Raw genomic sequence first — 25419 nt, forward strand, 5'->3', positions numbered from 1 at the left:
AAATGGTGTTAACGTGTTACGTTTTTGGTAACACAAATGAGTTATGGACGTCTACTTCTTACAATCATAAAATTAAACTAATTCAACAAAATTAATCTCCTATGAATAAACTCTACTTATTCTGCATCTTTCTAATCTCCATATCAGCAACAGGTTTTTCAACCGAAAACATTGCTAAAAATGGTACCATAACAGGTAAAGTATTAGACGCAAACCTTAACCAACCCTTACCTTACGTAAATATAATTATAAAAACCCTTACGGGGGAAACCATAACCGGAGGAATTACAGATGAGTTAGGAGTTTTTGAAATTAAAAATATTCCGGAAGGAAAAAGTATTGTAAGCGCACAATATATTGGGTACAAAACAAGCTCAAAAAACATTGCTATTGGAAACGGAACTTACAAAATTAACTTAGGTAATATTTTGCTTGAAGAAGATATTGCAAGTTTAGATGAAGTAACTATTGTTGCCGAAGTTTCAAGTATTCAACAAAAAGTAGATAGAAAAGTAATTACAATTGGTAAAGATTTAACAACTGCTGGAGCTAGTGCTTCAGAGATTATGAATAATCTGCCATCGGTAAGTGTTGATAGTCAAAATGGAAATATTAGCTTACGCGGAAATGAAAATGTACGTGTACTTTTAGACGGAAAACCTACCAACGTTCCTGCAGCGCAATTATTAAAGCAGATACCCTCTACCTCTATAAAAAGTGTTGAGTTAATTACTAATCCTTCAGCAAAATACAATCCAGAAGGAATGAGTGGTATTATAAATATCATCTTACATAAAAACACAAATATTGGGTTTAATGGAAATATTAATTTTGGATTAGCGCAAGAGATTAACCCTAATTTTAACAGCTCTATAGATATGAATTACCGTAATGGGAAATTCAACTTTTATGGAAACTACGGAAATAACATTGGAAAAGGGACTAACTATGGTAATATTGAACGTTTTGATGACAATACCAATCAGTTATTTAACTTTGGCAGCAACAACAAATCGCACCTTTATAAGTTTGGTGTAGATTACTATATTAATGACAATAATACATTCTCTGTATATACCAATCAAAATATTTTTGATGGTAAAAGCACCGGAACAACAGACATTATCTTTTTAGATAATAACGCGCCAAATTACCGTCAGAATTTCAACAACCTAAACGATAACAATACCTCAACTTACAACGCTGCTTATAAGCATGATTTTAAGAAAGAAGGCGAAAACATTAGCTTAGAAGCAGATTACAGTCTTTTTGATAGTAATGAACTAGCTGATTTCAGGTTTAATATTGGTGATAATTATGTGGATGATATTCATAACGAAAGAAACAATACCGTTATCAATTTAGATTACGTAAATCCACTTTCTGAAAAAGCAAAATTAGAAGTTGGTGCCGAATATCGCAGCAATAATTCTGATAACATATACAATACTACAAATAGCAATTTAAGTAATTCTAGCTACTCATATAATCGTGATATTTATTCATTTTACACAACCTACGGAAAAACTTTTGATAAATGGTCGTACCAATTTGGAGCGCGTATTGAACAGTACGAAGTTGCAGCAGATTTCACACAATCAGCTACCGCAAATTCTCAATATACTCAAAGCGAGCTTAACATTTACCCATCGGCATTTGTAACGTATAATACGTCTGAAAAAAGTACACTTCAATTTAGTTTTAGTCGTCGTGTAGATCGTCCAGGTTTAGGTCAAGTAAACCCTATTAGAGAATGGAGTACGCCACGTGTAACCTCAATAGGAAATCCAGAATTAGAGCAACAATTCACAAACTCTTTTGAGTTTAATTACACCAAAACAATTAAAGGTGGTAATATTTCTGTAGGAACATTTTACCGTAATATTGAAAACGAAATTAGCAGAGCTAATTATATAGATCCTGAAGATCCAAACAAGATTATTTTAACTTATGATAATTTTGATAAAAATGCCGCTTATGGTTTTGAAACCTCAGCAAATTACCGACCAACAAAATGGTGGAGTTTAAATGCTAGTGCCGAATTTTACTACAAAAACGTAAGAGGAATTGTAGAGTTTGAAAACGTAGAAGTTGATAATACCACTTTCAACTTTAGAATGAACAACAACTTTAAAGTCTCAAAAAGTTTAAGTTTTTCATTATTTACAATGTATAGAGGACAAGAAAAAAACATTCAAAATACTCGTAAACCAATGACATTAGTAAACACAGGCTTACGCTATTCATTCTTAGAAGATGACAAAGCAACATTCAGCTTTAGCTACAATGATATTTTTAATACAATGAGTTTTGCTTTTGAAGGCGACAGACCTTATCCTTCTGAAGGCGAATTTAATTGGGAAAGCAACCAATGGCGTATTGGATTATCATACCGTTTTGGTGGTGGAAAATACCGCGCATTAAGCAGAAAACAACGTGATAATAACGAAGCACAAAGTGGTGGTGGATTTATGTAATTTATAATACCATCAACATTAAAATATATTATACAAAAAACCCCAAAGCGCTACTTTGTGGTTTGTCGTTCTGTTAATTGATAGTTAAAATTAAACTTGCATGAAATAAAACCAGACTTATTACGTCTGTAAGTATGTGATAAGTTTTTAAAGTTAATCAGCGATAAAAAATCACTTTTTATAGTTTTAGTGTTGGTTTAGTTGGTTAATGCAAGAAAACCCCAAAGCAAAATTTGTTTTGGGGTTTTTTATTTTTATTATAACATACTAAAACAACCTTTGTTTTCAACGCTTAGTAAAAATCATAATATAAGCTCTATTATTAGTTTTGTGATTTTCGGTAAACATTAAACTGCCGTTATCTATAACATTTAGGTTTATTTTTCTAAAAATTTATCTTTAGCTAAGTTCTGCTCAAATTTTATCTGATTACTAAATTAAAAGTCATCATTATTAATATTAATGAATGTCGTTTTTCAATGTGTTACAAAGGTTTTGTATAAGATTGGTGGCATGGTTTAATGCCTAATTTAGCAAATAAATCACAGATATAAAATCTAATAGGGTTTTCGTAAGTAAACTAAAACTAACAACAAATGATATACATTATTGCCAAATCGTATTTATTTTAAATTCCTTGTAAAGTTTCTCAAATATTGGAAGGTTTTTATTCCATTTTCAATTATATATATAACTATTACTGTAAGTATAATGAATATTATGAATGAGATTTTTCTATTCATAATATTGTATTCTTAAATGTTTTCCAATTCATTCGTTGTAAGGTATCAGTCCAAAAAAATGTAATGAGATAAGAATAATTGATAATATTATTCCTGCTATTTTATTATAAAAAACACTAATGGTAGTATAGTTAGTATCGTTCTTATATTTATAATACCATTTTTTAATTCCTATGACAGAATATAAAAAAAATCCTATACAAAATATGACAAGTAAGGTCGAACTTTTCATTAAATCACTGTTTTTTAGGGTTTGATCAAATGTTTACTAACGGATTTGTGTATGGTTAGTTGCGGCTTTGTATGCGAGGATTTTTCGAAGAAAAATCAGCAGCTGGCAAACAAAGTAACTAACTTTGGTTTAAGCTAACATCAGCATTTTTTTATATATGCTGTTGGCAAATGCCTTTAATTTTTAATTGTCCTTTCAGTTATATTTTCATCAAACTTGGTTTTCAAAAGCTCAATTTCAGTAATATTAAGATTCCCATTAACATCAAAGACTTTATTTTCTAGTAAAAATTTAATGTGACCTTTCCAAAAAGAATATGTTGAAATTTCAACTATAACATCATGTGCTAAAAATTTATAAATAGTATAATCATCATTTCGATAATTATAGGTTCCATTCGTAGATTCTTTTATAAAAATTAGTTCATTATTTGTGTTTAATTCGTAAATACTTAACCAAGCTTCGGATTGATTTAATTTATAACTAAATACTTCTGTTCCATCTATTAAAATTTTATCCTTTTTAAGTTTTACCTTTTGTGCATAAAGCGTAGAAGTTGCGAGTATGGCAATTAATAAAATTTTGATTCTGTTTTTCATTTTAAGATTGTTTTTAGTTAATGTTTGCCAGCGTTTATGTATATGGAAAGTGGCGTGATTTAAGCACTAAAGTTAGCAAATAAATACACAGATAGAATATTCCGCAGGAATGTTTGTAAGTAGGCTTAAAACGAGTAATTAATTATACACGTTGTTAGCATATGTTATTTTTCAGATGCAGCTTGTTTTATTAAATTCATACATTCAATATAAATTTGTTCGAATGGAATTTCGCCTTTAGGTTGATAATTACTTAATTTTATATAAATTTCTTTTCTTACGTCTTTGCATTTATTCAGATAAAAATTGTGTCCATCATCCTTTCCAAATTCACGATATGAAATTAATTCTTGTAACACATTAACTATAAGATGGTCCACAGTATCTATTATCTCGGTTTCATTACAATCTTCGCAAATAGCATTATATTGCTCTAAATTCCCTATGTGTTTGTTTAATAATTTATCTGTAAACAGATGAGAAGATTCGTGATATATTCTAGTTCGTAAACTATTATCAAGTTCCAAAAGTGTATTTTGTAAAGTTGGTTCATTAGAATTGTCGCATAGATTAGCAACAATTACTGCTCGTTTTTTAGGATTATATTTATCGTAAAATGATACCGCTTTGTTGTTTGCATTATTTGTGAGTTCAACAATTACATTAAGCTCTAATCCATTTTCATCTGATTGATAAAATTCAGTTATTGTACTAAAAAGGTTTTCTTTATCTATTTCTCGTTGAACATTTTTAGTAGCATCTTCATAATATTTTTTGTTTTTATTGAAAAAATATTTAAAATCAGATGTATTATAAAAATCAATAAGAAGTGGTTTTATAGAATCCATTTCCTCTATGGTCATACCATAAGCTGGAAACTCTTTTCTGTATATAGAGTCCATTTGAAAATTCTCTAAAGATTCATACATTAATCCAACAGTTGGAAAATCAATTCCCATGGTTTCGTGGTCGTAGACGTATTTTATTAAACTATGATTTTTGAATGGTTTAAAATAAGTGTTTATTCTATTTAAATATTCGGTGTTGCAAGGTGTTATATCCGAAGGTAAATCATCTTGAACTGCAAGATTAAAAATTATTCTAAAAAACTCCGTCCGTTCGTCAATTTTGAAAATCACTTTGTTTTTTAAATTATTTTCAGAAATTATAGTTTTATCTTTACATGCAAAGACAATAATTAGAAGCAGTAAAATTAATGATGATGTTTTTTTCATTGGTTTGTTTTAATCTAAAAGACTGTACTTTTTCAAAAATGTTACAGTTTTACTCTAATGTATGCTAACCTGTTTGTATATGGTTAGTGACGTGGTTAAGCAAACATTTACGAACCTGTCAAAATTCTGCAGGGATTTCAGTAAATAGTCAAGAACCAAGCAATTAATTATACACGGTGTTGCGCCTCGTTTTTAGTTTTAGAAATCAATGAGCGTTAAAAACAAATCCACGCTTGGCAGATTCAATAAATATAAAGATTATTGAAATTAAAGCATATGTAACTATTAAACCAAAACCAAATTGAAAAAATAAATATGGCATATTCTGAACTTGTTGTTCTGAAATTACATTTTTATTTGAATTTAGCTGAAAAACAGGCTTTCCAATAAATTTTTTCCAACCATCATTATAAACATACTTAATGTTATAATGAGCATTATTTATTTTAAAATTATGATTTGTATTAAATAAGTTCCATTTCTTATTTATCACTTCATTGTCTATAGAGATTGTCTCTGTTCCAATTATATTTCGTTCAATCAAGACATTTTTATTTTCGATTTCAAATTCAACAAGTTTCATATTCTAAATTTTATTGTTCACTTATTTGACTAATAAAAATCTATTTTGTTACAAATGGGTTTAAAAATCAAGTTTTGTTAAATGTGTCACCGGTTATATGTAAGGATAATTGCGTGGTTAAGTAACTAACTAAAAATGGAACGAACCAGAGGAAAATTCGAAGGATTTTACAAGTAGGCAAGCACCAAGTAATTATTTTTACACGGTGTTGGCAAATCGCTTTTGTTTTCAGAATGTTTTCAATTAGCTAATTAGTAAAAATAATTAACATACTTAAATATATTCAGAATTAGCGAGCGATAAAGCTATTTTACTTAAGATCTAAATTACAATAACATTTTGGTTAATTCTATTTAATACTTTATGTTTGTTAGCTTTCCTAAAATTAAATTATACATGAAAAAATCATTTGCTTTAATCTTATTCACTTTATTTACAACATTTCTTAGCGTAAAAGCCCAAAGTGATTACATTACGGATACTAAAAAAATTGAAGAAATCAATAGTAGACCATTAAAGGTTGTTCTTAAAAAAGGGAACTCTAAATCTACTCAAGAGTATAATGAGAAATTTAAAGAAGCTGTTCTAAGCGAATGGACAATAACAGATGATATTAAATTTATTTCTCATGAAGAGTATAAGGAACAATCTAAAAATAAAAACTCAAAATATGCTTATTTAAAAGTCGGAAAAACTATTAAGATGCACAGTATGGGTAGTAATGCAGGAACTTCGAGTACTACTGTATGGATAACTTATTATACTTTGGATAATAAAAAACCTGTAATGAGTACTTGGTTTGAAATTGAAAAGAAAGATGATAAAGCAAAATACTTTACTCAAATTCAAAAATTAAATATTTTTACTTTGGAAATGCTTTCAACTAAAATGAATGAACCTAGTCTTTATGATCTTTATAAAAGAAAAGACAAAACAGCTTTAAACAACTACTTAGATGAACATGCTAAGAAAGCTAAAGAAATTCTAAAAACAAAAACACTTTTAATAGACCGAGATTTAATAAATAAAAAATTAGATAGTGAAATCAAAACTTATTATCCTTTTAATTATAAAATAGTATCTGAAGAAGAAATCAATAACGCCATTGTGTCAAATGACAGTACTAAAGCTATAATATCAAAAGACAATATTACAGATGCTGATACTGGGGAATTGATATTGTTATTTTCTATTCGTAGAAACACATCAATGAAAACAAAAATTGCACCTTTTGGAATTGGTTTAGGCTATAGATTAAAAGAAAATAGCTTAATTAATTTAGGTTCTTATTTAAATTAGAAAAACATCTAAAAATCTTAGCTATTATAGCAAGTTTAATACATAAAAATTCAGTATAAAAAATTTAGACTATTTATTATCAACTTGTTATGGTGAAAATTCAATGATTTTCACAGTTCGTGAGTGAACTCAGTAAATGTCAAATTCCGTAAGAATGTAGTAAACTTTCCACGATGTGTTTGTGACTAAAACTCAATCTAAATTTAATCTCAAAAGTTTGTCGCTTGTAATGCCTGCCAACGTTTATGTATAAAAATAGTTGCGGGTTTACCTGCGAGGATTTTCCCTCTTTACAGCAACACACAACCAAGCAGGATCGAAATTATAAAAATGAGCGCTATTACTTTTTTATAAACGAGATTTAAAACGCAATACCAATCTGCTACACACAAAACTTATTCAACAATTCCTGTATTGCATCATTAGGATACCCATAACCACGTTTCTTTTTACCAAGAACACTTAAAATCTTTTCATTAATATTGGAATTCAATTCGTCAACGTCTATATCATCAATATTGTCACTATAGTCTTCAGTAATATACCTCTTCATATCAAGGGTGGCATCCTGAATGGCACCCAATACCTTTCTGTTATTATTGGTAGTTACAAAAACAGGCTGTAACTCTTTCGTGATTTTGTCTGTAAATTCAGACGGAAAGCTTATCTCATCATTTTCCAATTGCTTAAAAAAGCGCTCAGCAAATACTTCATGGAAATTCATTAAATCACTTTTTTTAAAATCAATTAAAAGCACAGAATAATAAGAAACATCATTCATTAGTATTACACAATTTTTCTTACTAACCATAAACACAGTAGCGTTCCAGTTACCAAGAGGAGAAGATTTATCCGATTTAACTATACGTTTTTTACCAACTACAGTTTCAAATTTTTGGGTACAGTATATTATTGCCATTATTTAAATTTCAAATTATCATTTATCTCAAACTCTCACTGCACCGCTTAGAAATAATCAAGTGCATTTCAATTCGTTTGGGTAAGCAAAGTTACAAATAATATACGTTCGGTTACTAATCAAAACACGACATGGTCCGACAAAGGTATACTAGGAGATGGTAGAAAAGCACAAGCTACTTTAGGGTTAAAGTTTTAAGTTAAATATTTATCAGTACTTACATGTATGATAAGGGACATCCTTTACACTAAGCCTTATTTATATTTGCCAACGTGTTTCTTTAGTTTGTAATAAATATCTTTAGATAGAAAAAGAGGAGAACTATAACGTGTTTTAGAATAACGTTCCCTTACACGTACGAGTCCTCTATTTCTATAAGTTACTAAGAAACACTGGAATACCAGGAACTTGAATCTCCCGATAAAGGAAGTAGTTAACGCAACATATTTATTCACTCTAATTGTAAAAACATGAAAAATTACAAAGAAGTCGTAGGGATTGATGTATCAAAAAAGACAATAGATGCATTTTGTTATCAAGCCCAAGTACACAAAGCGTTTGTTAATCATGTAGTAGGTTATAAAAGCTTGTTAAAATGGGTTTTAAAACAAACTAAAGAGAGTCTTGTTTTTTATTGTTTTGAGAATACAGGTTATTACTCACTTAAACTAGCCTTGTTTTTAGATAGTCAATCTATAATTTATGTAGAAGAAAGTCCTTTAAAAATAAAGCGATCATCAGGTATTATAAAGGAAAAGACAGACAAATTAGATGCAGCGATAATAGCTCGCTATGCTTGGCTTTATCGAGAGGAATTAGAACCGAGTACCGTAAAAAGTATGTCTCATTTAGAACTTGGAAGGTTGTTAGCATTACGCGACCAATTGGTTAGAAACAACGCAGGCCTTAAAGGCACATTAAAAGAAATGAAAGTGCTTTTATCTAGTCCAACTACAGATTTTGGTTGCATAAGCTTAAAACGTAGTATAGACTATTTATCTAAGCAAGTAAAAGCCGTAGAAGATAGAATAAAAGCGATTATCTCTGAAGATGAATTGATGCAAAAAAATTACGAACTACTATCAAGCTTAAAAGGTATTGGCTTAGTAGTTGCCAGTCAATTAATTTACCATACAGGAAACTTTACGCGCTTTGCAAGTTGGCGCGCATTTTCGAGTTATTGCGGTACAGCACCATTTGAGCATCGTTCTGGAACCAGTATCTATAAACGAAAACAGTGTCATTATTTAGGTGATATAAAAATGAAAAGTTTACTTAGTATGGCAAGTGTTTCAGCCATACAACATGATAGTGAAATAAGACACTATTACAATCGAAAAGTAGCAGAAGGAAAAGATAAAATGTTAGCCATAAACAATGTTAGAAACAAGTTAATAGCAAGAGCCTTTGCAGTTGTAAAAAGAGGAACACCATATGTGGTTCTTCAACAACATACAGCTTAAAAAAAACAGAATATTTATTAGGAATTGATCTTGGAATACGTATATGATTAGTGGCGTGGTTTAAGCACTAAAGATAGCAAACAAAACACAGATAGAAAGTCCGCGAGGACTTTCGTAAATTGGCTAAAACCAGCAATTAATTATACACGGTGTTGGCAATAGTTTTTTTATTTGTAATCCAATTTTCAACAATTGGCCATATTTCTTTCTTTGAACTTTGAGATTTTAAAATTCGACTGTGATTATAATTTTCCAAATTCCCATTTTTTTTTGAATAAAAAAGTAACTCATTTTCTTCGTTTTCAAATGCTTTTAGAAATTTTTCACAACCTCCTTTTGGTGCTATAAAATTGTCTCCTTTTGCACAAATTGATAATATTGGTACATTAATCTTGTTCATTTGTTTTAAATAATCAAAACCATTTTCTCCAATAAAATTCTTGTTTAAATTCCAATCAAACCATTGTTTCATTGTGTGGTAACTTTCGCTATGTTCAGTTGAACCAGCAGTTTTTGAAGGAACTTTTCCTAATAATGCTGTAAAATATTTACTTGACAATATTTTTATTCTACTACTTAATTTCTCTCCAGCTCCAAATGCTTGTACTCCAAATAGAGTAATGCTGTTGATTTTTAAATTGTAATTCGGATTATTTATTAAAAACATTGTCAAAATAATTCCACCACCACTATGAGTTAAACAATCTATATTTTTTAAATTCTGATTATTAAATAGAAAACCGAATGTTGATTTAATGTCATATTTTGCAATAGTCTCAAAATTAAATTTTTGCTCTGACCTTGAGCTTTTTCCGTGATTTCTCCATTCCATAATCCAACACGTAAATCCTTTTTCAGTCAGATATGAAGCAATTCCATCACATATTTTTCTGTTAGAAAATGTTCCGTGAGTTAAAAAAATATGTTTGTCTAATATTTTTTCAGAATTCAATTTCCAAAGAGCAATTCTTTGATTATCTTCTGTTTTTATATGGTAAAGTTGTTCTTTCAGGGTTCGATTTTTAAATTATTGCCAACGTTGTTATATAAGCTTTATTGCGTTGTTTAAGCAGTGAATATAGTAAATAAAGCACGAACGACGAAATTCCGGAGGAATTTACAAAGTGAGCTATAACCAGCAATAAAGTTTATACGGTGTTGTACACAGGCTTTTTATTCGTTCAACTCTTTCCAGCATTTCTGCACTTCTCGTTCTACTTCATTTTCCATTTTTGGTAATTCATTTATAATCCACTTTTCACTTTCTGTTGTCAAATAGTTTCTATTTTCAGACAACTTAAAATCCATTGAACTTTTAATTAACGGTATTAAGTTTTTCGTTTCTGTATCGCCATTCGCAAAATTAGGTCCAATTAAATATCCTAAAATATCTTTTTCATATTTCGGTTTGTAATACAAAATGTGTGTTACAATTGGAAAATAGAAGTAGAAATAACTATTCGTATTTGATGCGTATTGAATTTTATCAAATTCAGATATTAATAATTCAGATTGAGATTTAGTCGTTTCAAAATTCAGTTGTTTTAATAATTCATAAGTCTTTTTTGCACTCGGAACTATTTCGCCCATTCTTTTCAAATCAGCAAATACTTTTTCAAAATCGGTTTTACTATCCTTATTTTTTATCCAATCAAATATTTTCAAGTCAGTTCGGTTTTTAGCTTGTGTACAACGTTGTTGTATAAGCTTTGTTGCGTGTTTCAGCAACTAAATTAGTAAACAAAAACGAACCAGAGGAAATTCCGAAGGAATTTCAAAGCAAGCTAGCACTAGCAATGAATTATACACGATGTTGTAAGTAGTTTTTTTAATCCGAAACGCTCAATTCAAAATGATAATCTGCATCTTCACATTCAAATAAGTAATGATCAAAATCTGATGCGTAATAAATTTTTAAATCTCCAAGTTTGATTTTATAAATCGCATTCGGATTTAATGTCTGAAGTAGAAAATCAACAAATTCAATAATATACTTTTGCTGATAATCCGAATGAAACATATTAAAACTATTTAGTTTATCAGTCAAGTGATGTTCTTGTTTATTTTGATATTCAAAAAACCACTTTTCTTTTAATTTTTTCGTGAAATATTTGAACGCATTTTCATTTTCAATTTTCTTCAGTTCAAAGGAATCTGTTAAATGACCAATTCTTTCTGTAATCACAGAATTTAGATTTGTTGATTTAGGGAATCTATCTAAATTAAATTCATAACCTTGATTAGCTTTATTATTAAATTCAGCCAAAGTTCCTAATTCTCCGATTATAATTCCGTATTTGTATATTTTCTGTTCTTTTTCGGTCAAATGAAATGTTCTATCTCGTTATTCTTTCTCAAATTACTTACAACGTGTTTGTATATGATTAGTTGCGTGGTTAAGCGAGTAAGTTAGCAAATAAATCACAGATAGAATATTCCGCAGGAATGTTCGTAAGTCGGCAGTGACCTAGCAATTAATTATACACGGTGTTGGCAATAGTTATTTCTTGTAACAATTGTCATTATAATGTAAATTGACTTTTAATAAAATTCCGTTTATAAATTCAGTAACTCTATCTTCATATTCTTTCCCGTCGTTATTTTCATAGATGTACATTTTTAACGTAGTTTCTAAAAGCGGTATTGTTTTCGTCATTGGCTCGGTTAGACAAGAGTCAAAAACCTCTTTATAATTCGTTTTATCAAATGCTTTGTCAGACATACAATTGCAGAAATCATCTTTAATTAAGTTAGAAAAATATTCTGAATATTCCTCCAATTTAAATTTTGGCCATTTTACTATGTAAGCATCTCTATTTATTTGTACTATCAAAATCTTTTTATTGTCAGGTAGCTTATCTAAGGAAAACCGATTTACTACAAATTGACTTCCTCTATGTTTATATGGATAAGTATCTAAAAAAACGTTTAGTGTATCATTTAAAATTCCGTCAAACCCAGAACTGATATTTACTCCAATATCCTGTAGAATATTTTCACTTTTCAGAAATAAGGTGTCCGAATTCAGTTTCAGTTTGATGAAACTTAATTCAGATTTTTTTAAATGTCCCAGTTTTATTTTTTTTACTTTAGAATTCTGAACTTTCTTGATTTCTTTGAATCCATCTTTATATTCAACTATCAACTCTTTTTTTGCAATACTATCAGCTCCTTTTATATTCAAATAGAAATTTTGGGCAGTTAATAAGCTTGGTAAAAGCAAAAAGATAAAAAGTAAGTTATTGAGTTTCTTCATAATTATTGCCAACGTTGTTGTATAAGCTTTGTTGCGTAGTTTAAGCAGTGAATTTAGTAAATAAAACACGAACGACGAAATTCCGGAGGAATTTACAAAGTGAGCTAAAACCAGCAATAAAGTTTATACGGTGTTAGGCAACGTTTTTTTATTCGATTTTGTTTTTTGCAAATTTCATTTCTGCATCAATTCCAGCCAAATGTTCTTTAATTGTTTGAGTTATTTTAAAATCAGGGATTACTCCACGACCAAATATTCCTTTTTCAACATCCAAAACAAATTGTAATATTGGAATATGAATTTCAATTTCTGTATTCGGTAATATTAAATCTAGTCCATAGCCACTAGTATTGCCAAAATATCCTCCACCAACTTCCTCTCCAATAAAAATTGCATTTGTGTGTTCACGCATTAAACTAGAAAATTCTGCTGCTCCAGAATAAGTAGAGCTGCTAGTTAGTATATATACGTTTCCTGAAAATGTCGTTTTTTTAATTGGTTCTTGTTTTTCGATATCTTTTTTTCTTAAAAACCTTCCTTCAGAATTAATTTTTTGTTCACTTTTTAAGTCTTTTTCGGTTTCTATCCAATCGTCCTCATAGGTGTAATTTATATAATTTTGAAAATTGAATATTGAAGCCTCAACAAATTTATATTTATTATAAGATTTATTCATTAAAAATGAAAATAAAAAATCTTCGTTACCCTCGGTTCCTCCTGTGTTTTTTCTGATATCGATAATCAAATCAGTGATTTTTAATTCTTCTATTTTCTTAAAAGAGTTAGATATAAATTTTTTAAAATTTAATTTATCTTCTTTTAAATCATCATTGCTAAAAGTGTTTAAGTTTAATATTGCTAGACTATTTTCTGTTTTTAAAGATAAATATGGCTCCCTTTTGTTAAACGGTTTCGTGTTCCATATTTTTCTACATTCTCCAATGAACTCTTTATATGAGACTGAATTAATGTCTATTTTAATAAAGTTATTGTTTGAGCTATCAGATAATTCTATTTCAAAAGTTTCTGGTTGCTCAATATTCAGAGCATAACTTTCTGAAAACCATTCATCATCTAAATCTTTATATTTAGAGTTTTCAATGTAACCATCTGCGAATTTTCTTTTAAATATTTCTTTTGTTATTTCTTTTATTGGTTTGCCATTAATACTTACAAATTTTAATCCCTGAGTTTTATGATTTTTGTAATTATTTAAAATATAGATTTGTTCATTTAAAGTTTTTATACAAAAAGGTAAATAGTTTCCATTACTTTCTATAGCATGAGTAGTTTTTTCGGATAAAGAGGCATTACAATGTCCTTCTTTTGTATAAGATATTATTGGAGCAGCAATATTATAGAATTCAACAGCATTTAAACTGTCTTTAATTTGGTTTCGTTGTATTTTAACAATACTGTCAAATTGCTCCTTTGTTGAGTACCAATAAATTCCTTTGTGAACATCTTTTAGACCGTTTACAAGTAATTCAAAATCTTGTATTAATTCTGTTTCAGAATGTTTTTTAATGTCAAGTTCAGCTAATGAATTTTTTGAATTTTTGTTAGTCCTTTTTTCATTTTGGCAGGAAAGTAAAGGCAATAAAAAGAAAAGAGATAAATAGATTACTTTATTCATTTGGATATTATTTTTCTCCAAATGTATTTTTAAGAGATTGTAACCACTTGTATAATATTGGTTATTTTATTTTTGCAATTATACTTTCTTTATATTTTTTTGGTGAAATCCCTATAAAGCGTTTAAAAGTTTTAGAAAAATGAGCCATATCTGTAAAGTTGTATTGATATGCTATTTCGGTAAGTTCTGAACTTGAATTAATTGCTTTTTTGCTAGAAAATATTTTCCTCATTAAAATATAATTCATTGGAGTCATACCTGTTGAAGCTTTAAATTTTTTAGCAAATCCAAATTTATTTATGTTAGCTATTTTTGATAATTCATTTAGTTGAATTTTATCGTAAATATGATTTTCAATGTAATCGTTAATTTTACTAAAGCTATCGAAATTTAACCCTGAATATTCTTTTTCATTTTCTTGAGAGTAAAGTTTCAAGACATTAACGAATTGTGATAGAGTAAACTCAATTACTTTATCATTTTTTGTATCCAAAGCGTTTTTTAGTTCCAAGAATAATTGGTTAGCTTTTTTACTCTTAATTTGTCGGTTTACAAATTTGATATTTCCCCCATTCAAAATCGCTTGCATCAATTCATTCGGTATATAGATAGTGTCGAAATTAAGGTGTGATTTGTCCTCAATTACAGGGTTAGAATGTATTTCGTAAGGATTGGTGATTGATATACTTCCAGCTTCAGTAAAAAGGCTTTGATTTTCAAAATCAATTTGTTCAACTCCCTTGTGGATAAGTGAAATACAAAACGTCTCGTGAAAATGTTTTGGAAAACTAGTTTTTTGGTTTTCAATACTTATATATTCTAAATCATCAAATATCATTCTTGTTTTCTCGGTGTTTCTATCAAATGTTGCCTAACGTTGTTGTGTATGATTAGTTGCGTGTTTCAGCACCTAATTTAGCAAATAAAAACCGAATAGAAAATCCGCGAGGGTTTTCGTAAGCAGGCTAGAACTAGCAATAAATTATATACGGTGTTATAAAACGTTATTTGTTTAGATAATCATTGATTTTTTCAAGACTGACTAATTTATATACCATAACTTTTCCATCTTTATTTTTAAATAGAATACCTTTTTCTTCTAAATCTGTTAAATCTCTTGTAGCAGTTTGTCTAACAATATCATGGCTTTTTGAATATATAGGTACTGTCATTTTTTCTTTAGGTTTAATGTATAAATAACCAAGTAAATCAGATTGACGTTTATTGAAACCTTTTTTAGTTAATTCATAGATTATTTCAGAAGCTTTTTGTCTTTCATCTCTTTTTCTATCTCGATATGTTACTAAACTTTGAAAAGCTACTCTTAAACTCTTCATAGAATACATTATGAAATATGTTAAGTCATTGTCGTCATTTTCAGTTCGTAAAAATGCTTTGTCATAACTAGTTCTAGAATTTAGAATTGCTTTTGAAATAGAAATATGCTTTAATAGAGAGTAACCTTTTTTAATTAAATACCAATAAAATAAAGCTCTAGCTGTTCTTCCATTTCCATCTCCAAACGGATGAATAAAGCCTATCATGAAATGAAGTATAGAAGCCTTTATTATTGGGTGGTAAAATTCATTTTCTTCATTTATAAATGATGTTAATTGTTCTATTAATTCATTTACTTCTGAATGGTTTGGTGCTGTGTAAGCAATTTCTCCATCAATATGGTCTTTTACATAAATAGGATGATCTCTAAATTTCCCTGCATAAATAGAAGCATCTGTTTTTACAGTCATTATTTGATGAATATCTAATATTAAATCAATTGATAAATCTTCATCTAGTCTATTTTCAATTTCTCTGATCGCTCTGAAATTATTAATAATCATTTGTTCTGATTCAGTTCTGGCTTTTCTTCCAGATTTTATCATGTCTCTAGCAACATCAGTTGTTGTTGCAGCACCTTCTATTTGTGAAGATGCAATAGCTTCTTCTATTAATGAGTTTTTGAAATATTCCTGTTGTTCTTGTGGTGTTATTGAGTTTTTATATAAACCTCCAATTAATTTTAAATCAAAATTATGTAAATCTTCTTGAATGAATGAAGTTAGGTTGTAAGTGAATTTATGATTTCCAAAAGCAAGTCTTTTTGCACCTATAAATCTATGTGTTTTTATTGTTTCCCAAGCTTTTTCAGGACTATCAAATAGTAAATTTGGACGATGTTTTATTTCAGACCAATAGAAATATCTTTTATCTGTTTCTTGAAGAAAAGAATTCATTCCATCAGTTTTAAAGCATTCAATATACTTATTGAAGTCTAAGTTTTCAATATGTGGTGGTTTTTCTATTTTCATGTTACAACGTGTTACATTATAATGTAAATGTAACACATTGTAACACATTGTAACACGTGTTTTCATTCTTTTTTATAATTGAGAATTCAAGTTTTTCGAATTAATCTCTCAAATTATAGGTTTTCGTGGTAATGTTTTACAACGTTTTTGTATATGATTAGTGGCGTGTTTCAAGCAACTAATTTAGCAAATAAATCACAGATAGAATATTCCGCAGGAATGTTCGTAAGTCGGCAGTGACCAAGCAATTAATTATACACGGTGTTACCACACGTTTTTTAGTTTTTTACGAAAATTATAGCTTTTTTATAATCTCTTTTATCTCCAGTAGAAAATACCATTCTATCTTCTTTTAACTCGATTAATTTTAATGAAAACGATGTACTATTAACAAGATTATCTGTTATTTCCCCCCGAATCATAGTCAACCAAACTTCCCCTTGTTCTTCATAAAAATCATAGCTTGCTTCGGCAATTTCTGAATTACCAAAATAACAATTTTCATTTCCACTAATTACTTCTACCTCATTATCTGTTTTAAAAATGTAACTATCATCAATAAAACAATCATTTTGATCACTTATCCAATTATCGTAGTTCTGATAGTAGGCTTCTAATTCCCATGTTTTAGAGCTATTATTATGTAGTAAATTTAAATCTTCAATCGTATATATTTCATATGAATTATCTTCATCATCATTACTACATGCTATAAAAAGAATTAATAAAAAAGTAAGTGTTATTGGTAATTTTAACTTGTTCATAAATAAGGTTTTTTCTGATTTTCTTTATTAATTCAATTATTATGCCATTTTCTTATTTTTTCATGTGTGGCAACGTGTTTGTATATGATTAGTGGCGTGTTTAAGCAACTAAGTTAGTAAACAAATACGAACCTGAAAAAATTCCGAAGGAATTTTCCAAATAAGCACTTGCCAAAGCAATTAATTATACACGGTGTTAGCAACTGTTTTTTTTCGTACAGCTTGTGTCAAAACCTAAAAGCAATACCTGCATTTATACTAATTGTATTTTCAAATAAACTTTCTTGGTTGGTTTCTATGGATAGATTTTCTTGTCCATTTTCAAGAAATATTTTTCTTGGAAACAGTCCAGCTTCTCCCTTTTCACGAAACACTAGTCCATTTTTTTGATTCAAATGCAGATTATATGACGTAGAAATTAAAAAGCTTACATTTTTGCTGCTTTCTATAGACAAAACTAGACCTGGTTTTACCCGAAACCCTCTTTGAGAAAGAAATAGACTTACCTTTTCGCTGTTGATTTCTTTTCCATCAATTTCTATATCTTCTTCAAGATCAAACTGTTTAAGATAATAATCTAGTTCTTGATATCCAAAATGAAGTCTTGGTGATATATTTATAGGTCTTCCATTAGGATTTAAATTAAACTTACCTGCAATAACAAAATCATTACTGTTAATTCCCGTTCTAGAAATTTTACTCTCGTTAGCATACCCAATTAATAAATTTGGTGTAACAGCATAAAAAATAGATATTGAAAAACTAACAGAGCCTTTGTTTATTGCATTATTATTTTGTTGAATATTAATAATTGAATTGTTATAGTTTATACTATTATCTGCTATGTCCAAAGCTGTCCAAGTCAGCCCAATTTCAAATGACATTCTTTTAACAAAATCAGGAATATTATCAGACTGTTTTTTTTCTTTCTCTACTTTTGTGTAATCAATAGATTTAAATAAAGACTCTGAAATTTCATTAGGTGAAATTATGGTGTAATTATTCCAGAAGTCTGGATTGTATTCTTTTGTCTCGTCCAACAGAATTTCAGAAAACTGAAGCCTTTCTAGGTATGGAATTTTTGTATTGCTAGGTTTAATGTCTGTTGTTACATACTCGCTGGTTAAGTTAAGAATCTTTCCTTGCTTTTTAAAGGCTGTTTTGTAATAAGAATTCATAAACCTCCATCGTTTATCTTCACCTTGCTCGTAAGTTACTGTAAAATTGAAAAATTCTCGATTACCCAAATTACCAAAATCAGAGTTTAGTTTAATATCTGCTTTTACTATCGCAAATGTCTCTTCTTGGATATATACGTATGCAGAATTTTCGTTCTTTTTTTCAACAAGAATCTTGTAAATATCTTTTTCATTCTGTCTTAATGTATCTATTATTTTATATTTATAAGCTTTTGGATTTGACAGAAAAGCTTCTCTTCTAGCTACGATATCAAATCTATGTATGTGATGGCTTCCAGCATAAATTCTAAAATTTAGAGAATCTAGCTCTTCACTTTCATATTTACGTAATTCTACTAGTTTTACATCTCCTGACCTGTTTCTTCCAGTGTAATCCTCTTTAATTGCATCTATTACAGCTTCGTTTATATAGATTGGTTTTTTTTCATTTTCCCAAGTAGTGGTTTCTCTGAAAAAACCCGTGTGTCTCTCATCGGCTATTGGGTAGTTGTTTGGAATTTCATTTATGGCCTTTTCTATAAGTTCTTTTGCGTAATCTTTTGAAACAATGACAACTTCATTTAACTGAGTAACATCTTCAGTCAAGGTTATTGTTTGATATTCATCATTTAAAGTTATTTTTTCTGTTTTATACCCTAATGAAGAAATAATTAGAAGTTTGTTCTTATTCTCAATATGCACGACTAATTTAAACACACCAATATCGTTAGAAATCGTTCCTATATTGGTATTTTCTAAACGAATATGGGCAAATGGTATTGGTTCGTTATTTGAATCAACAATTTTTCCAGAAATAATGGACTGCGCTACAATGCATTGAAATGAAAAAAGAAATAATAAAGTAGATAAAATAACCTTGTTGCTGTGAGTTGAAATCGGCCTATTTAAAATTTCTAACCTGATAAATTCTGATAATAATATCTTTCTCATAGAGTTTTGTTTTTACAGTTCAAAATATAAGAAGTTTATAAATCAAGAATTGTTCCGTTTTTCTGAAATTGTTGCTAACGTTGTTGTGTATGGTTAGTTGCGTGGTTAAGCAACTAAATTAGTAAACAAATACTTGCCAGAGAAAATTCCGAAGGAATTTTCCAAATAAGCACTTGCCAAAGCAATTAATTATACACGGTGTTGGCAATAGTTATTTTATTTTCTTTCCGTTTCGATATTCGTTTTTGGTTTCAGTTCCGTCGCCATTCAGGCAATATTCCGTTCCATTTTTCTTTCCGTTAATAAATTCACATCTATAAGTCATTTTTTTACCGTTTTCTCCATATCCCAACTGAAGACCGTGTTTCTTTTTTCCTATATATTGACAGCTATAAATCAATTTTCTGTTTTCAAATTGCTCTACAAGATTTTTGATTCCGTCGTCATTATAGGTTATAGTTTCAAAAATTTCACCATTTGAACGATACTTAATTTCCTTTGAAAGAACTAATGGTCTATTCGGATTATAAATCGTTTTATTGGAAACTCTTATTTCTTTTCCATTATAATATAAGTTACTCGACAGAATAATTCCATTTTTATATTCCTCTTCATAAACTAAATGTCCGTTTTTTCGCTTGCTTTGAGCAATTCCAGAAAAGAGTTCGTCAGTTGCGTTTTTATAAACCAAGTTATTCTCAATGTATATTTCTTTCATTCCGATTATTTCTTGCGAAATCAGTTCGTTGAAAGTAAAGAACATCAATATAATCAATAAGTGTCTAAATTTGGTCATAATTATTGCCAACGTTGTTGTGTATGCTTAGTTGCGTGTTTGAGCAACTAATTTAGTAAATAAAACACAGATAGAATATTCCGCAGGAATATTCGTAAGCAGGCTAGAACCAGCAATAAATTATATACGGCTTAAGTTTGTTTTTTATTAAATTAGATACATAATTAGAAAAGACAAAAGAGAGGAATAAGGTTATTATATACGTAGAGACTACAGATCTCGTCAACATTGAAAATCCCCTCTCTTTTACTACACAGATTTCGTACAGTTCTATGAGGCTTTAGACCTCGATTTTATAGCCTGTACAGAGCTTGTCGAAGTATTGAAACTCGCGTAGCTTGTCCTTTCAAAAAACATTTCTTATGAATAAAGATATAAAATATTTTGGACTTGACATCAGTCATTTAGTTTTTGATGTTACAGATTCCCAAGGGAATTATTACCAGTTTAAAAATAGCATTTCGGGCTTTAAAAAGTTCGTAAAACTGTTAGATTTTAATAGCCATTGTGTGATGGAAGCCACAGGTTATTATCATTACCAATTGGCCTATTATTTACAAGAAGAAGGCATTAAAGTTTCGGTAGAAAATCCATTATCGGTAAAACGATTTATTCAGATGAAACTATCAAAAATTAAGACAGATAAAAGCGATTCGAAACTAATATGTGAGTATGCTAAACATGTAGAATTAAAGCTATGGAAAGGCAACTCAAAACATCAATTAGAATGTCTTCAAATGACCAGACTCCTTTCTGTGTATACAAAACAAAGCACCATGCTTAAAAATAAACTACATGGAGAAGCTGTTTTAGGCAATCCAAGTAAAGCAGTTGTGAGCTCCTTAAAACGAAATTTAAAACAGGTTCAGAAAGAGATGAAAACGATAGAAGATAAATTACTTATTTTGGTAAAAGAAGCACATCAAGATGTTTTAACTCGCTTAAAAAGTATTCCAGGAATAGGTCCTAAAACATCCCTAATGCTAGTTGTTCTAACGGATGGTTTTGATCGCTTTACAAGCGGCAGTGAATTGTGTAGTTACGCAGGTTTAACTCCCGTGATTCGGCAAAGTGGAAGTAGCGTAAAAGGACGTCCGAGAATTAGTAAAATAGGAAATCAAAAACTTCGAAATTTATTATTTATGTGCAGTTTTAATGCGTGTAAATACAACCATGCTTGCAAAGCAATTTATGAGCGATTGGTAGCCAAAGGAAAGAGTAAAAAACTAGCCTTAATTGCGGTTTGTAATAAGCTGCTAAAACAGGCTTTTGCTATCGCGAAATCAGGATTAACATATGATAACAATTACAGAAGTGTTTTAGTGAGAAATTAATGAGTTTTTACTTGTTTTTTACCACAGTACTTTGTTAGCTGTAGTTTTTATTCCACTTTGTAACGAACAATGACTTCATTATCCAAAACGACATTAGTAGACCAAATAAATTCAGCACCTTTTCCACTAAATTTTTCTATGAAGTTCATATATGCTTTTTTATTATTTACTCCTATTTCATCTTCAGTATATGTGGTCGCATTTGGCCATTGGCTGTCATTGAAAGTAACGTCAAAACTATTTTCTGGAATTTTCCAATGAATACCGTAAAATGCTGTTCCATTATCAACTCCATCTGTACTGCAATTTGAAGAGATTCTTTTTTCTCCAATTTCACTTAAACAACTTAAATCACTAATAGGTGCAGTATAAAAAGTTTGTGCTTTCCATTTGCTATTTGTAATAGTCCCATCACTAAAGCTGGCTATAAAACCTCCATCTCCAGGATGAAAATCTTTTCCTCTATTATTTTCTGAACCTAAACCTAAATGTTCTTCCCAATCTATTAGTTTTACTGCAATTGTATAAGGTTTTTTTACTTTGAATTTTACAATGTTTGAATTAAATGGTGTAAAAGGTACTGGGTCAACTGCTATTAATTTTCCGTTAATGTAAAGTTCAAAATAATTATCCGCAAAAAGATAGCCTGTAATGATTTCTCCGTCCGAATCTATCTCAAAGACAGGAACGGAATTCATATCTATTTCTGAAAGATTATTTGGTGTTATAGAGTTACATTCATTATATAAATCAGAAGCTTTGGTCGATTCGTTGAAATGATTAATTCCGGGAACTGTCCAACTATTTCCTAAATCATCTTTTATTTCTCCAACTCCTGAAATTCTGCTACCTCCTCGATTACAAGAAATAAGACTTTTAATTTGTGTTTCCGCTAATCCTTGGGTTACGTTTCCTGTTCCATTGTAAATTTTTTCGTTAGTTGTTTCTTTAGGAATTGATTCATTAGTTGATGATTTTGCGTTTTTTTCCTTACAACTGATTATCGTAATTAATAGAAATAGAAATAAAATGTTATTTTTCATTATATGAGTTTTTTTAAATTACAGCTAACGTTTATGTATAAGAATAGTTGCGGGTTTGTATGCGAGGATTTTCCGAAGGAAAATCAGACGTTACAAACACACAACAACCTTTGATTAAGCACTACACCGCAATTATTTTTATACGGTGTTAGCTTTAGTTTTTATTGTTCAATTTCAGATTCAAATTCAGGTAGCTTAAATTTTTCGTCAGAAACTTTCATCGTTTTAAATTCAATTACCTCTATGTTGAAAGTCATAGCTTTTATCCTAAAAGGTAAGCATCCATATTTTTCAAATATCAAATTCTTATGGTCTAATTTGAATTCAGAATAATCTTTTGGATTAATTTTTAAATATTCACTATTATACCATAATTCCGCTGTGCCCATTTTAGATTTCAGTAGAACTTTTTTACAAAGAACATTTAAAATAGTATCAGTTTCTTTAGTTTCAACGAATTCAACAAAAGCATCCATTTCAGGATGTACGTTTGTTTTTTTGACTATAGCTTGACTTGAATTCTCTTTCCACGCATAAACTTTCTTTTTTTCAGGTGAGTATAATTCAAATCCGTTTTCCAGTCCAGTTGATGTTTCGGACATAAACCTATTTCCCTTATAAAAGTAATTCTGAAGTATAAACCCTTGTTCTCCAAAAGCAGGTTTTAAAACCTTTTCCTGAAACACGCTATCTGTCATCATTTCAGGAAAGGGATTTTCCATTGTCGTTTTGTAGGTAACTTGTCCTTCAAAATTTTGACTATAAGTTAAACTTGTAAAAAGTATTAAAGTCAGATAAATTATGTTTTTCATTCAGTTTTGTATTAAAGCCAACGGTTATGTATAAGAATAGTTGCGGGTTTGTATGCGAGGATTTTCCGCAGGAAAATCAGACGTTACAAACACGCAACGACCTTTGATTAAGCACTAAACCGCAATTATTTTTATACGGTGTTGTGCCCAGTTTTTATTTTTTCAATCAGTTTGTCAATCCGTTCATTTCTACACCAAGCTGTTCGGTCAAAATTAATTTCGTGAACAGTTTTATCGTCATTCAAAATGTGCAAAATTCTCTGTTTTCCAAAGAGTACATCTTTGGATTTGTAAAACTTATACGATAGATTTTTATAATTATAGTAATTATCTTTTTCTTGATTATTTGCTAGATTAACTGTTTTTATATTCAGTTTTTGGTCAGAATCATTAAAGTCAATTTTGAAGACTTCTCCGAGCGTATATTTTTTCCTAATTCGGTAAATGAACCAAATGATAACAGATAGTGAAATTAAAATGCTAAAAATAAAAGCATTTTCCGCAAGAAATTCAGCCACAGGATTAATTCTCGTTGCTCGTCCGTTTGCAATTAATAAAGGTATTGCAATCCAGCTTGCTAAAAAGAGAACAATAAATAAGACAATATATTTAATTCCGATTGTCAAATAGTTCAAATCGGAACTAGGTTTTTCTATTTCGTAACTGTCTTTCATAAATTGGGCACAACGTGTTTGTGTATGGTTAGTTGCGTGATTTAGGCACTAAGTTAGCAAATAAATCACAAATAGAATATTCCGCAGGAATGTTCGTAAGTAGGCTTAAAACAAGCAATTAATTATACACGGTGTTGGCAGTAGTTTTTTAACTTTCTACATCAAAGATTAAATTGTACAGCCTTCCGTATCCATACCAATTGCAACTACCATCTTTTATTTCAAGAACTTCATCATTATATTTCAAAGTATAAAAATCAGTCGATGTGCAACAACACGAATTCATGTTGATTAATTCTATTTCAAAGTGTCTTAAATATTCAATTTCCTCAGATGTGAGTTCCTTTTTTTTATTATTAGTTTCCGCAATTATTTTGTCCTGCGTTTTGTTAATTTTTATTGTCCCACTTCCTAAAGAAACACATCCCTGATTGAACACATTTATTTCAAAATTTTCATTATCTCTAAGTTTATCGACAAAAGGAATATAGTCGATTGAACTATAATTAATCTTATCAAGACAAACTATTAAAGTATCAATATCTTTGTTGTTTAGAACGATATTTAGTGATTCAACCCTTTTAAACATTGAAGTATATACAATATTATAATCTCCCGATTTTAAGCTGTCTATCGTATAATAATCATTTAACATTTCTGTCTTATGTGAACTTAAGAGCAAATCATTTTTTCTTAATTCAAATTCAGGTAAAAAAATCATTCCTTCGTGTTCTATATCACAATAATCTTTTTTAATTACTAACGTGTGAAGTTTTTCTGAACTGTCATTGTTGCAACTAAATAGAAGTATAAGTAATAATGTAAAAAGAAGTGTGTTTTTCAATCTCAGGGTTTTCGTTAAATTACTGCCAACGTTTTGGTATAAAAATTTTTGCGATTTACAAACACGGCTATTTTCCGCAGGAAAATAGAAAGTGTTAAAAAAGCAAAGACCTTTAATTTAGCTTAAAATTAAGCAATTTTTTTTATACGGTGTTATAATCTTTTGCGAAACATTTGAGTAAACACGTTTTGATTCCGTTTTCAACTTTTCAGCATTTGAGTGATTTCCCACATTTTTACTTTAAAAGACTTTTTACGAAAAAAAAACGCGAA

At 29.3% G+C, this 25419-nt stretch carries 22 protein-coding genes; 4 read left to right on the forward strand and 18 right to left on the reverse strand.

Annotated elements, in window-relative coordinates; genetic code table 11:
* Positions 1–101: 101 nt before the first annotated feature.
* A complete protein-coding gene (locus ACU4C5_RS01575; protein WP_446845307.1) occupies positions 102–2477 on the forward strand; it encodes a TonB-dependent receptor in 2376 nt (791 codons plus the stop codon).
* Between the two features lie 1151 nt (positions 2478–3628).
* On the opposite strand, the gene ACU4C5_RS01580 is transcribed toward ACU4C5_RS01575, so the two are convergent.
* The 3 genes from ACU4C5_RS01580 to ACU4C5_RS01590 form a co-directional block, all read right to left on the reverse strand.
* Entirely contained in the window at positions 3629–4051 is a 423-nt protein-coding gene (locus tag ACU4C5_RS01580; RefSeq protein ID WP_446845308.1) for a hypothetical protein, read from the reverse strand.
* Positions 4052–4215: 164 nt separating this feature from the next.
* Positions 4216–5286 (reverse strand): DUF4932 domain-containing protein, encoded by a 1071-nt coding sequence (locus ACU4C5_RS01585; protein WP_446845309.1) that lies wholly within the window; start codon positions 5284–5286, stop codon positions 4216–4218.
* A 205-nt stretch (positions 5287–5491) separates the two neighbouring features.
* On the reverse strand, positions 5492–5869 hold the full coding sequence (locus ACU4C5_RS01590; RefSeq protein WP_446845310.1) for a hypothetical protein: 378 nt from the start codon (positions 5867–5869) through the stop codon (positions 5492–5494).
* A gap of 396 nt (positions 5870–6265) precedes the next feature.
* Here ACU4C5_RS01590 and ACU4C5_RS01595 point away from each other — a divergent pair, with 396 nt between their 5' ends.
* Positions 6266–7168 (forward strand): hypothetical protein, encoded by a 903-nt coding sequence (locus ACU4C5_RS01595; RefSeq protein ID WP_446845311.1) that lies wholly within the window; start codon positions 6266–6268, stop codon positions 7166–7168.
* 382 nt (positions 7169–7550) lie between these two features.
* Here ACU4C5_RS01595 and ACU4C5_RS01600 read toward each other — a convergent pair whose 3' ends face one another.
* Complete coding sequence (locus ACU4C5_RS01600; protein ID WP_446845312.1) at positions 7551–8087, reverse strand: DUF6933 domain-containing protein; 537 nt, start codon at positions 8085–8087, stop codon at positions 7551–7553.
* Between the two features lie 470 nt (positions 8088–8557).
* Between ACU4C5_RS01600 and ACU4C5_RS01605 the strand changes: the two genes are divergently transcribed.
* The gene (locus ACU4C5_RS01605; RefSeq protein WP_446845313.1) at positions 8558–9550 is read left to right on the forward strand and encodes an IS110 family RNA-guided transposase; all 993 of its coding nucleotides are present in this window, start codon (positions 8558–8560) and stop codon (positions 9548–9550) included.
* A 136-nt stretch (positions 9551–9686) separates the two neighbouring features.
* On the opposite strand, the gene ACU4C5_RS01610 is transcribed toward ACU4C5_RS01605, so the two are convergent.
* From ACU4C5_RS01610 to ACU4C5_RS01655, 10 genes are all read right to left on the reverse strand, one after another.
* Complete coding sequence (locus ACU4C5_RS01610; RefSeq protein WP_446845314.1) at positions 9687–10502, reverse strand: alpha/beta fold hydrolase; 816 nt, start codon at positions 10500–10502, stop codon at positions 9687–9689.
* A 221-nt stretch (positions 10503–10723) separates the two neighbouring features.
* Entirely contained in the window at positions 10724–11278 is a 555-nt protein-coding gene (locus tag ACU4C5_RS01615; protein ID WP_446845315.1) for a hypothetical protein, read from the reverse strand.
* 100 nt (positions 11279–11378) lie between these two features.
* On the reverse strand, positions 11379–11876 hold the full coding sequence (locus tag ACU4C5_RS01620; protein WP_446845316.1) for a hypothetical protein: 498 nt from the start codon (positions 11874–11876) through the stop codon (positions 11379–11381).
* A gap of 174 nt (positions 11877–12050) precedes the next feature.
* Positions 12051–12806: a hypothetical protein gene (locus ACU4C5_RS01625; RefSeq protein ID WP_165750539.1), complete on the reverse strand. Its 756-nt coding sequence runs from the start codon at positions 12804–12806 to the stop codon at positions 12051–12053.
* Between the two features lie 148 nt (positions 12807–12954).
* On the reverse strand, positions 12955–14442 hold the full coding sequence (locus tag ACU4C5_RS01630) for a S41 family peptidase (RefSeq protein WP_446845317.1): 1488 nt from the start codon (positions 14440–14442) through the stop codon (positions 12955–12957).
* Positions 14443–14503: 61 nt separating this feature from the next.
* Entirely contained in the window at positions 14504–15280 is a 777-nt protein-coding gene (locus tag ACU4C5_RS01635; RefSeq protein WP_446845318.1) for an AraC family transcriptional regulator, read from the reverse strand.
* Between the two features lie 166 nt (positions 15281–15446).
* A complete protein-coding gene (locus tag ACU4C5_RS01640; RefSeq protein WP_446845319.1) occupies positions 15447–16817 on the reverse strand; it encodes a Fic family protein in 1371 nt (456 codons plus the stop codon).
* Between the two features lie 212 nt (positions 16818–17029).
* Complete coding sequence (locus ACU4C5_RS01645) at positions 17030–17515, reverse strand: hypothetical protein (RefSeq protein ID WP_446845320.1); 486 nt, start codon at positions 17513–17515, stop codon at positions 17030–17032.
* 227 nt (positions 17516–17742) lie between these two features.
* Positions 17743–19644: a DUF5686 family protein gene (locus tag ACU4C5_RS01650; RefSeq protein WP_446845321.1), complete on the reverse strand. Its 1902-nt coding sequence runs from the start codon at positions 19642–19644 to the stop codon at positions 17743–17745.
* A 211-nt stretch (positions 19645–19855) separates the two neighbouring features.
* Complete coding sequence (locus ACU4C5_RS01655; RefSeq protein ID WP_446845323.1) at positions 19856–20362, reverse strand: toxin-antitoxin system YwqK family antitoxin; 507 nt, start codon at positions 20360–20362, stop codon at positions 19856–19858.
* A gap of 440 nt (positions 20363–20802) precedes the next feature.
* Between ACU4C5_RS01655 and ACU4C5_RS01660 the strand changes: the two genes are divergently transcribed.
* On the forward strand, positions 20803–21774 hold the full coding sequence (locus ACU4C5_RS01660; protein ID WP_446845324.1) for an IS110 family RNA-guided transposase: 972 nt from the start codon (positions 20803–20805) through the stop codon (positions 21772–21774).
* 47 nt (positions 21775–21821) lie between these two features.
* On the opposite strand, the gene ACU4C5_RS01665 is transcribed toward ACU4C5_RS01660, so the two are convergent.
* The 4 genes from ACU4C5_RS01665 to ACU4C5_RS01680 all read right to left on the reverse strand — a co-directional run bounded on the left by ACU4C5_RS01665 (position 21822) and on the right by ACU4C5_RS01680 (position 25147).
* A complete protein-coding gene (locus tag ACU4C5_RS01665) occupies positions 21822–22817 on the reverse strand; it encodes a hypothetical protein (protein WP_136582692.1) in 996 nt (331 codons plus the stop codon).
* A 161-nt stretch (positions 22818–22978) separates the two neighbouring features.
* Positions 22979–23629 (reverse strand): hypothetical protein, encoded by a 651-nt coding sequence (locus tag ACU4C5_RS01670; RefSeq protein ID WP_446845325.1) that lies wholly within the window; start codon positions 23627–23629, stop codon positions 22979–22981.
* Positions 23630–23760: 131 nt separating this feature from the next.
* Entirely contained in the window at positions 23761–24303 is a 543-nt protein-coding gene (locus ACU4C5_RS01675; protein ID WP_446845326.1) for a hypothetical protein, read from the reverse strand.
* A 148-nt stretch (positions 24304–24451) separates the two neighbouring features.
* The gene (locus ACU4C5_RS01680) at positions 24452–25147 is read right to left on the reverse strand and encodes a hypothetical protein (protein ID WP_446845327.1); all 696 of its coding nucleotides are present in this window, start codon (positions 25145–25147) and stop codon (positions 24452–24454) included.
* Positions 25148–25419: the final 272 nt, after the last annotated feature.

This window comes from Lacinutrix undariae (genome assembly GCF_052934785.1).

Excerpts from the sequence above, each read along its gene's own strand:
- ACU4C5_RS01575 (WP_446845307.1), top strand. The coding sequence starts at position 102 with ATGAATAAACTCTACTTATTCTGCATCTTTCTAATCTCCATATCAGCA.
- ACU4C5_RS01580 (WP_446845308.1), bottom strand. The coding sequence starts at position 4,051 with ATGAAAAACAGAATCAAAATTTTATTAATTGCCATACTCGCAACTTCT.
- ACU4C5_RS01585 (WP_446845309.1), bottom strand. The coding sequence starts at position 5,286 with ATGAAAAAAACATCATCATTAATTTTACTGCTTCTAATTATTGTCTTT.
- ACU4C5_RS01590 (WP_446845310.1), bottom strand. The coding sequence starts at position 5,869 with ATGAAACTTGTTGAATTTGAAATCGAAAATAAAAATGTCTTGATTGAA.
- ACU4C5_RS01595 (WP_446845311.1), top strand. The coding sequence starts at position 6,266 with ATGAAAAAATCATTTGCTTTAATCTTATTCACTTTATTTACAACATTT.
- ACU4C5_RS01600 (WP_446845312.1), bottom strand. The coding sequence starts at position 8,087 with ATGGCAATAATATACTGTACCCAAAAATTTGAAACTGTAGTTGGTAAA.
- ACU4C5_RS01605 (WP_446845313.1), top strand. The coding sequence starts at position 8,558 with ATGAAAAATTACAAAGAAGTCGTAGGGATTGATGTATCAAAAAAGACA.
- ACU4C5_RS01625 (WP_165750539.1), bottom strand. The coding sequence starts at position 12,806 with ATGAAGAAACTCAATAACTTACTTTTTATCTTTTTGCTTTTACCAAGC.
- ACU4C5_RS01630 (WP_446845317.1), bottom strand. The coding sequence starts at position 14,442 with ATGAATAAAGTAATCTATTTATCTCTTTTCTTTTTATTGCCTTTACTT.
- ACU4C5_RS01635 (WP_446845318.1), bottom strand. The coding sequence starts at position 15,280 with ATGATATTTGATGATTTAGAATATATAAGTATTGAAAACCAAAAAACT.
- ACU4C5_RS01640 (WP_446845319.1), bottom strand. The coding sequence starts at position 16,817 with ATGAAAACACGTGTTACAATGTGTTACAATGTGTTACATTTACATTAT.
- ACU4C5_RS01645 (WP_446845320.1), bottom strand. The coding sequence starts at position 17,515 with ATGAACAAGTTAAAATTACCAATAACACTTACTTTTTTATTAATTCTT.
- ACU4C5_RS01650 (WP_446845321.1), bottom strand. The coding sequence starts at position 19,644 with ATGAGAAAGATATTATTATCAGAATTTATCAGGTTAGAAATTTTAAAT.
- ACU4C5_RS01655 (WP_446845323.1), bottom strand. The coding sequence starts at position 20,362 with ATGAAAGAAATATACATTGAGAATAACTTGGTTTATAAAAACGCAACT.
- ACU4C5_RS01660 (WP_446845324.1), top strand. The coding sequence starts at position 20,803 with ATGAATAAAGATATAAAATATTTTGGACTTGACATCAGTCATTTAGTT.
- ACU4C5_RS01665 (WP_136582692.1), bottom strand. The coding sequence starts at position 22,817 with ATGAAAAATAACATTTTATTTCTATTTCTATTAATTACGATAATCAGT.
- ACU4C5_RS01670 (WP_446845325.1), bottom strand. The coding sequence starts at position 23,629 with ATGAAAAACATAATTTATCTGACTTTAATACTTTTTACAAGTTTAACT.
- ACU4C5_RS01675 (WP_446845326.1), bottom strand. The coding sequence starts at position 24,303 with ATGAAAGACAGTTACGAAATAGAAAAACCTAGTTCCGATTTGAACTAT.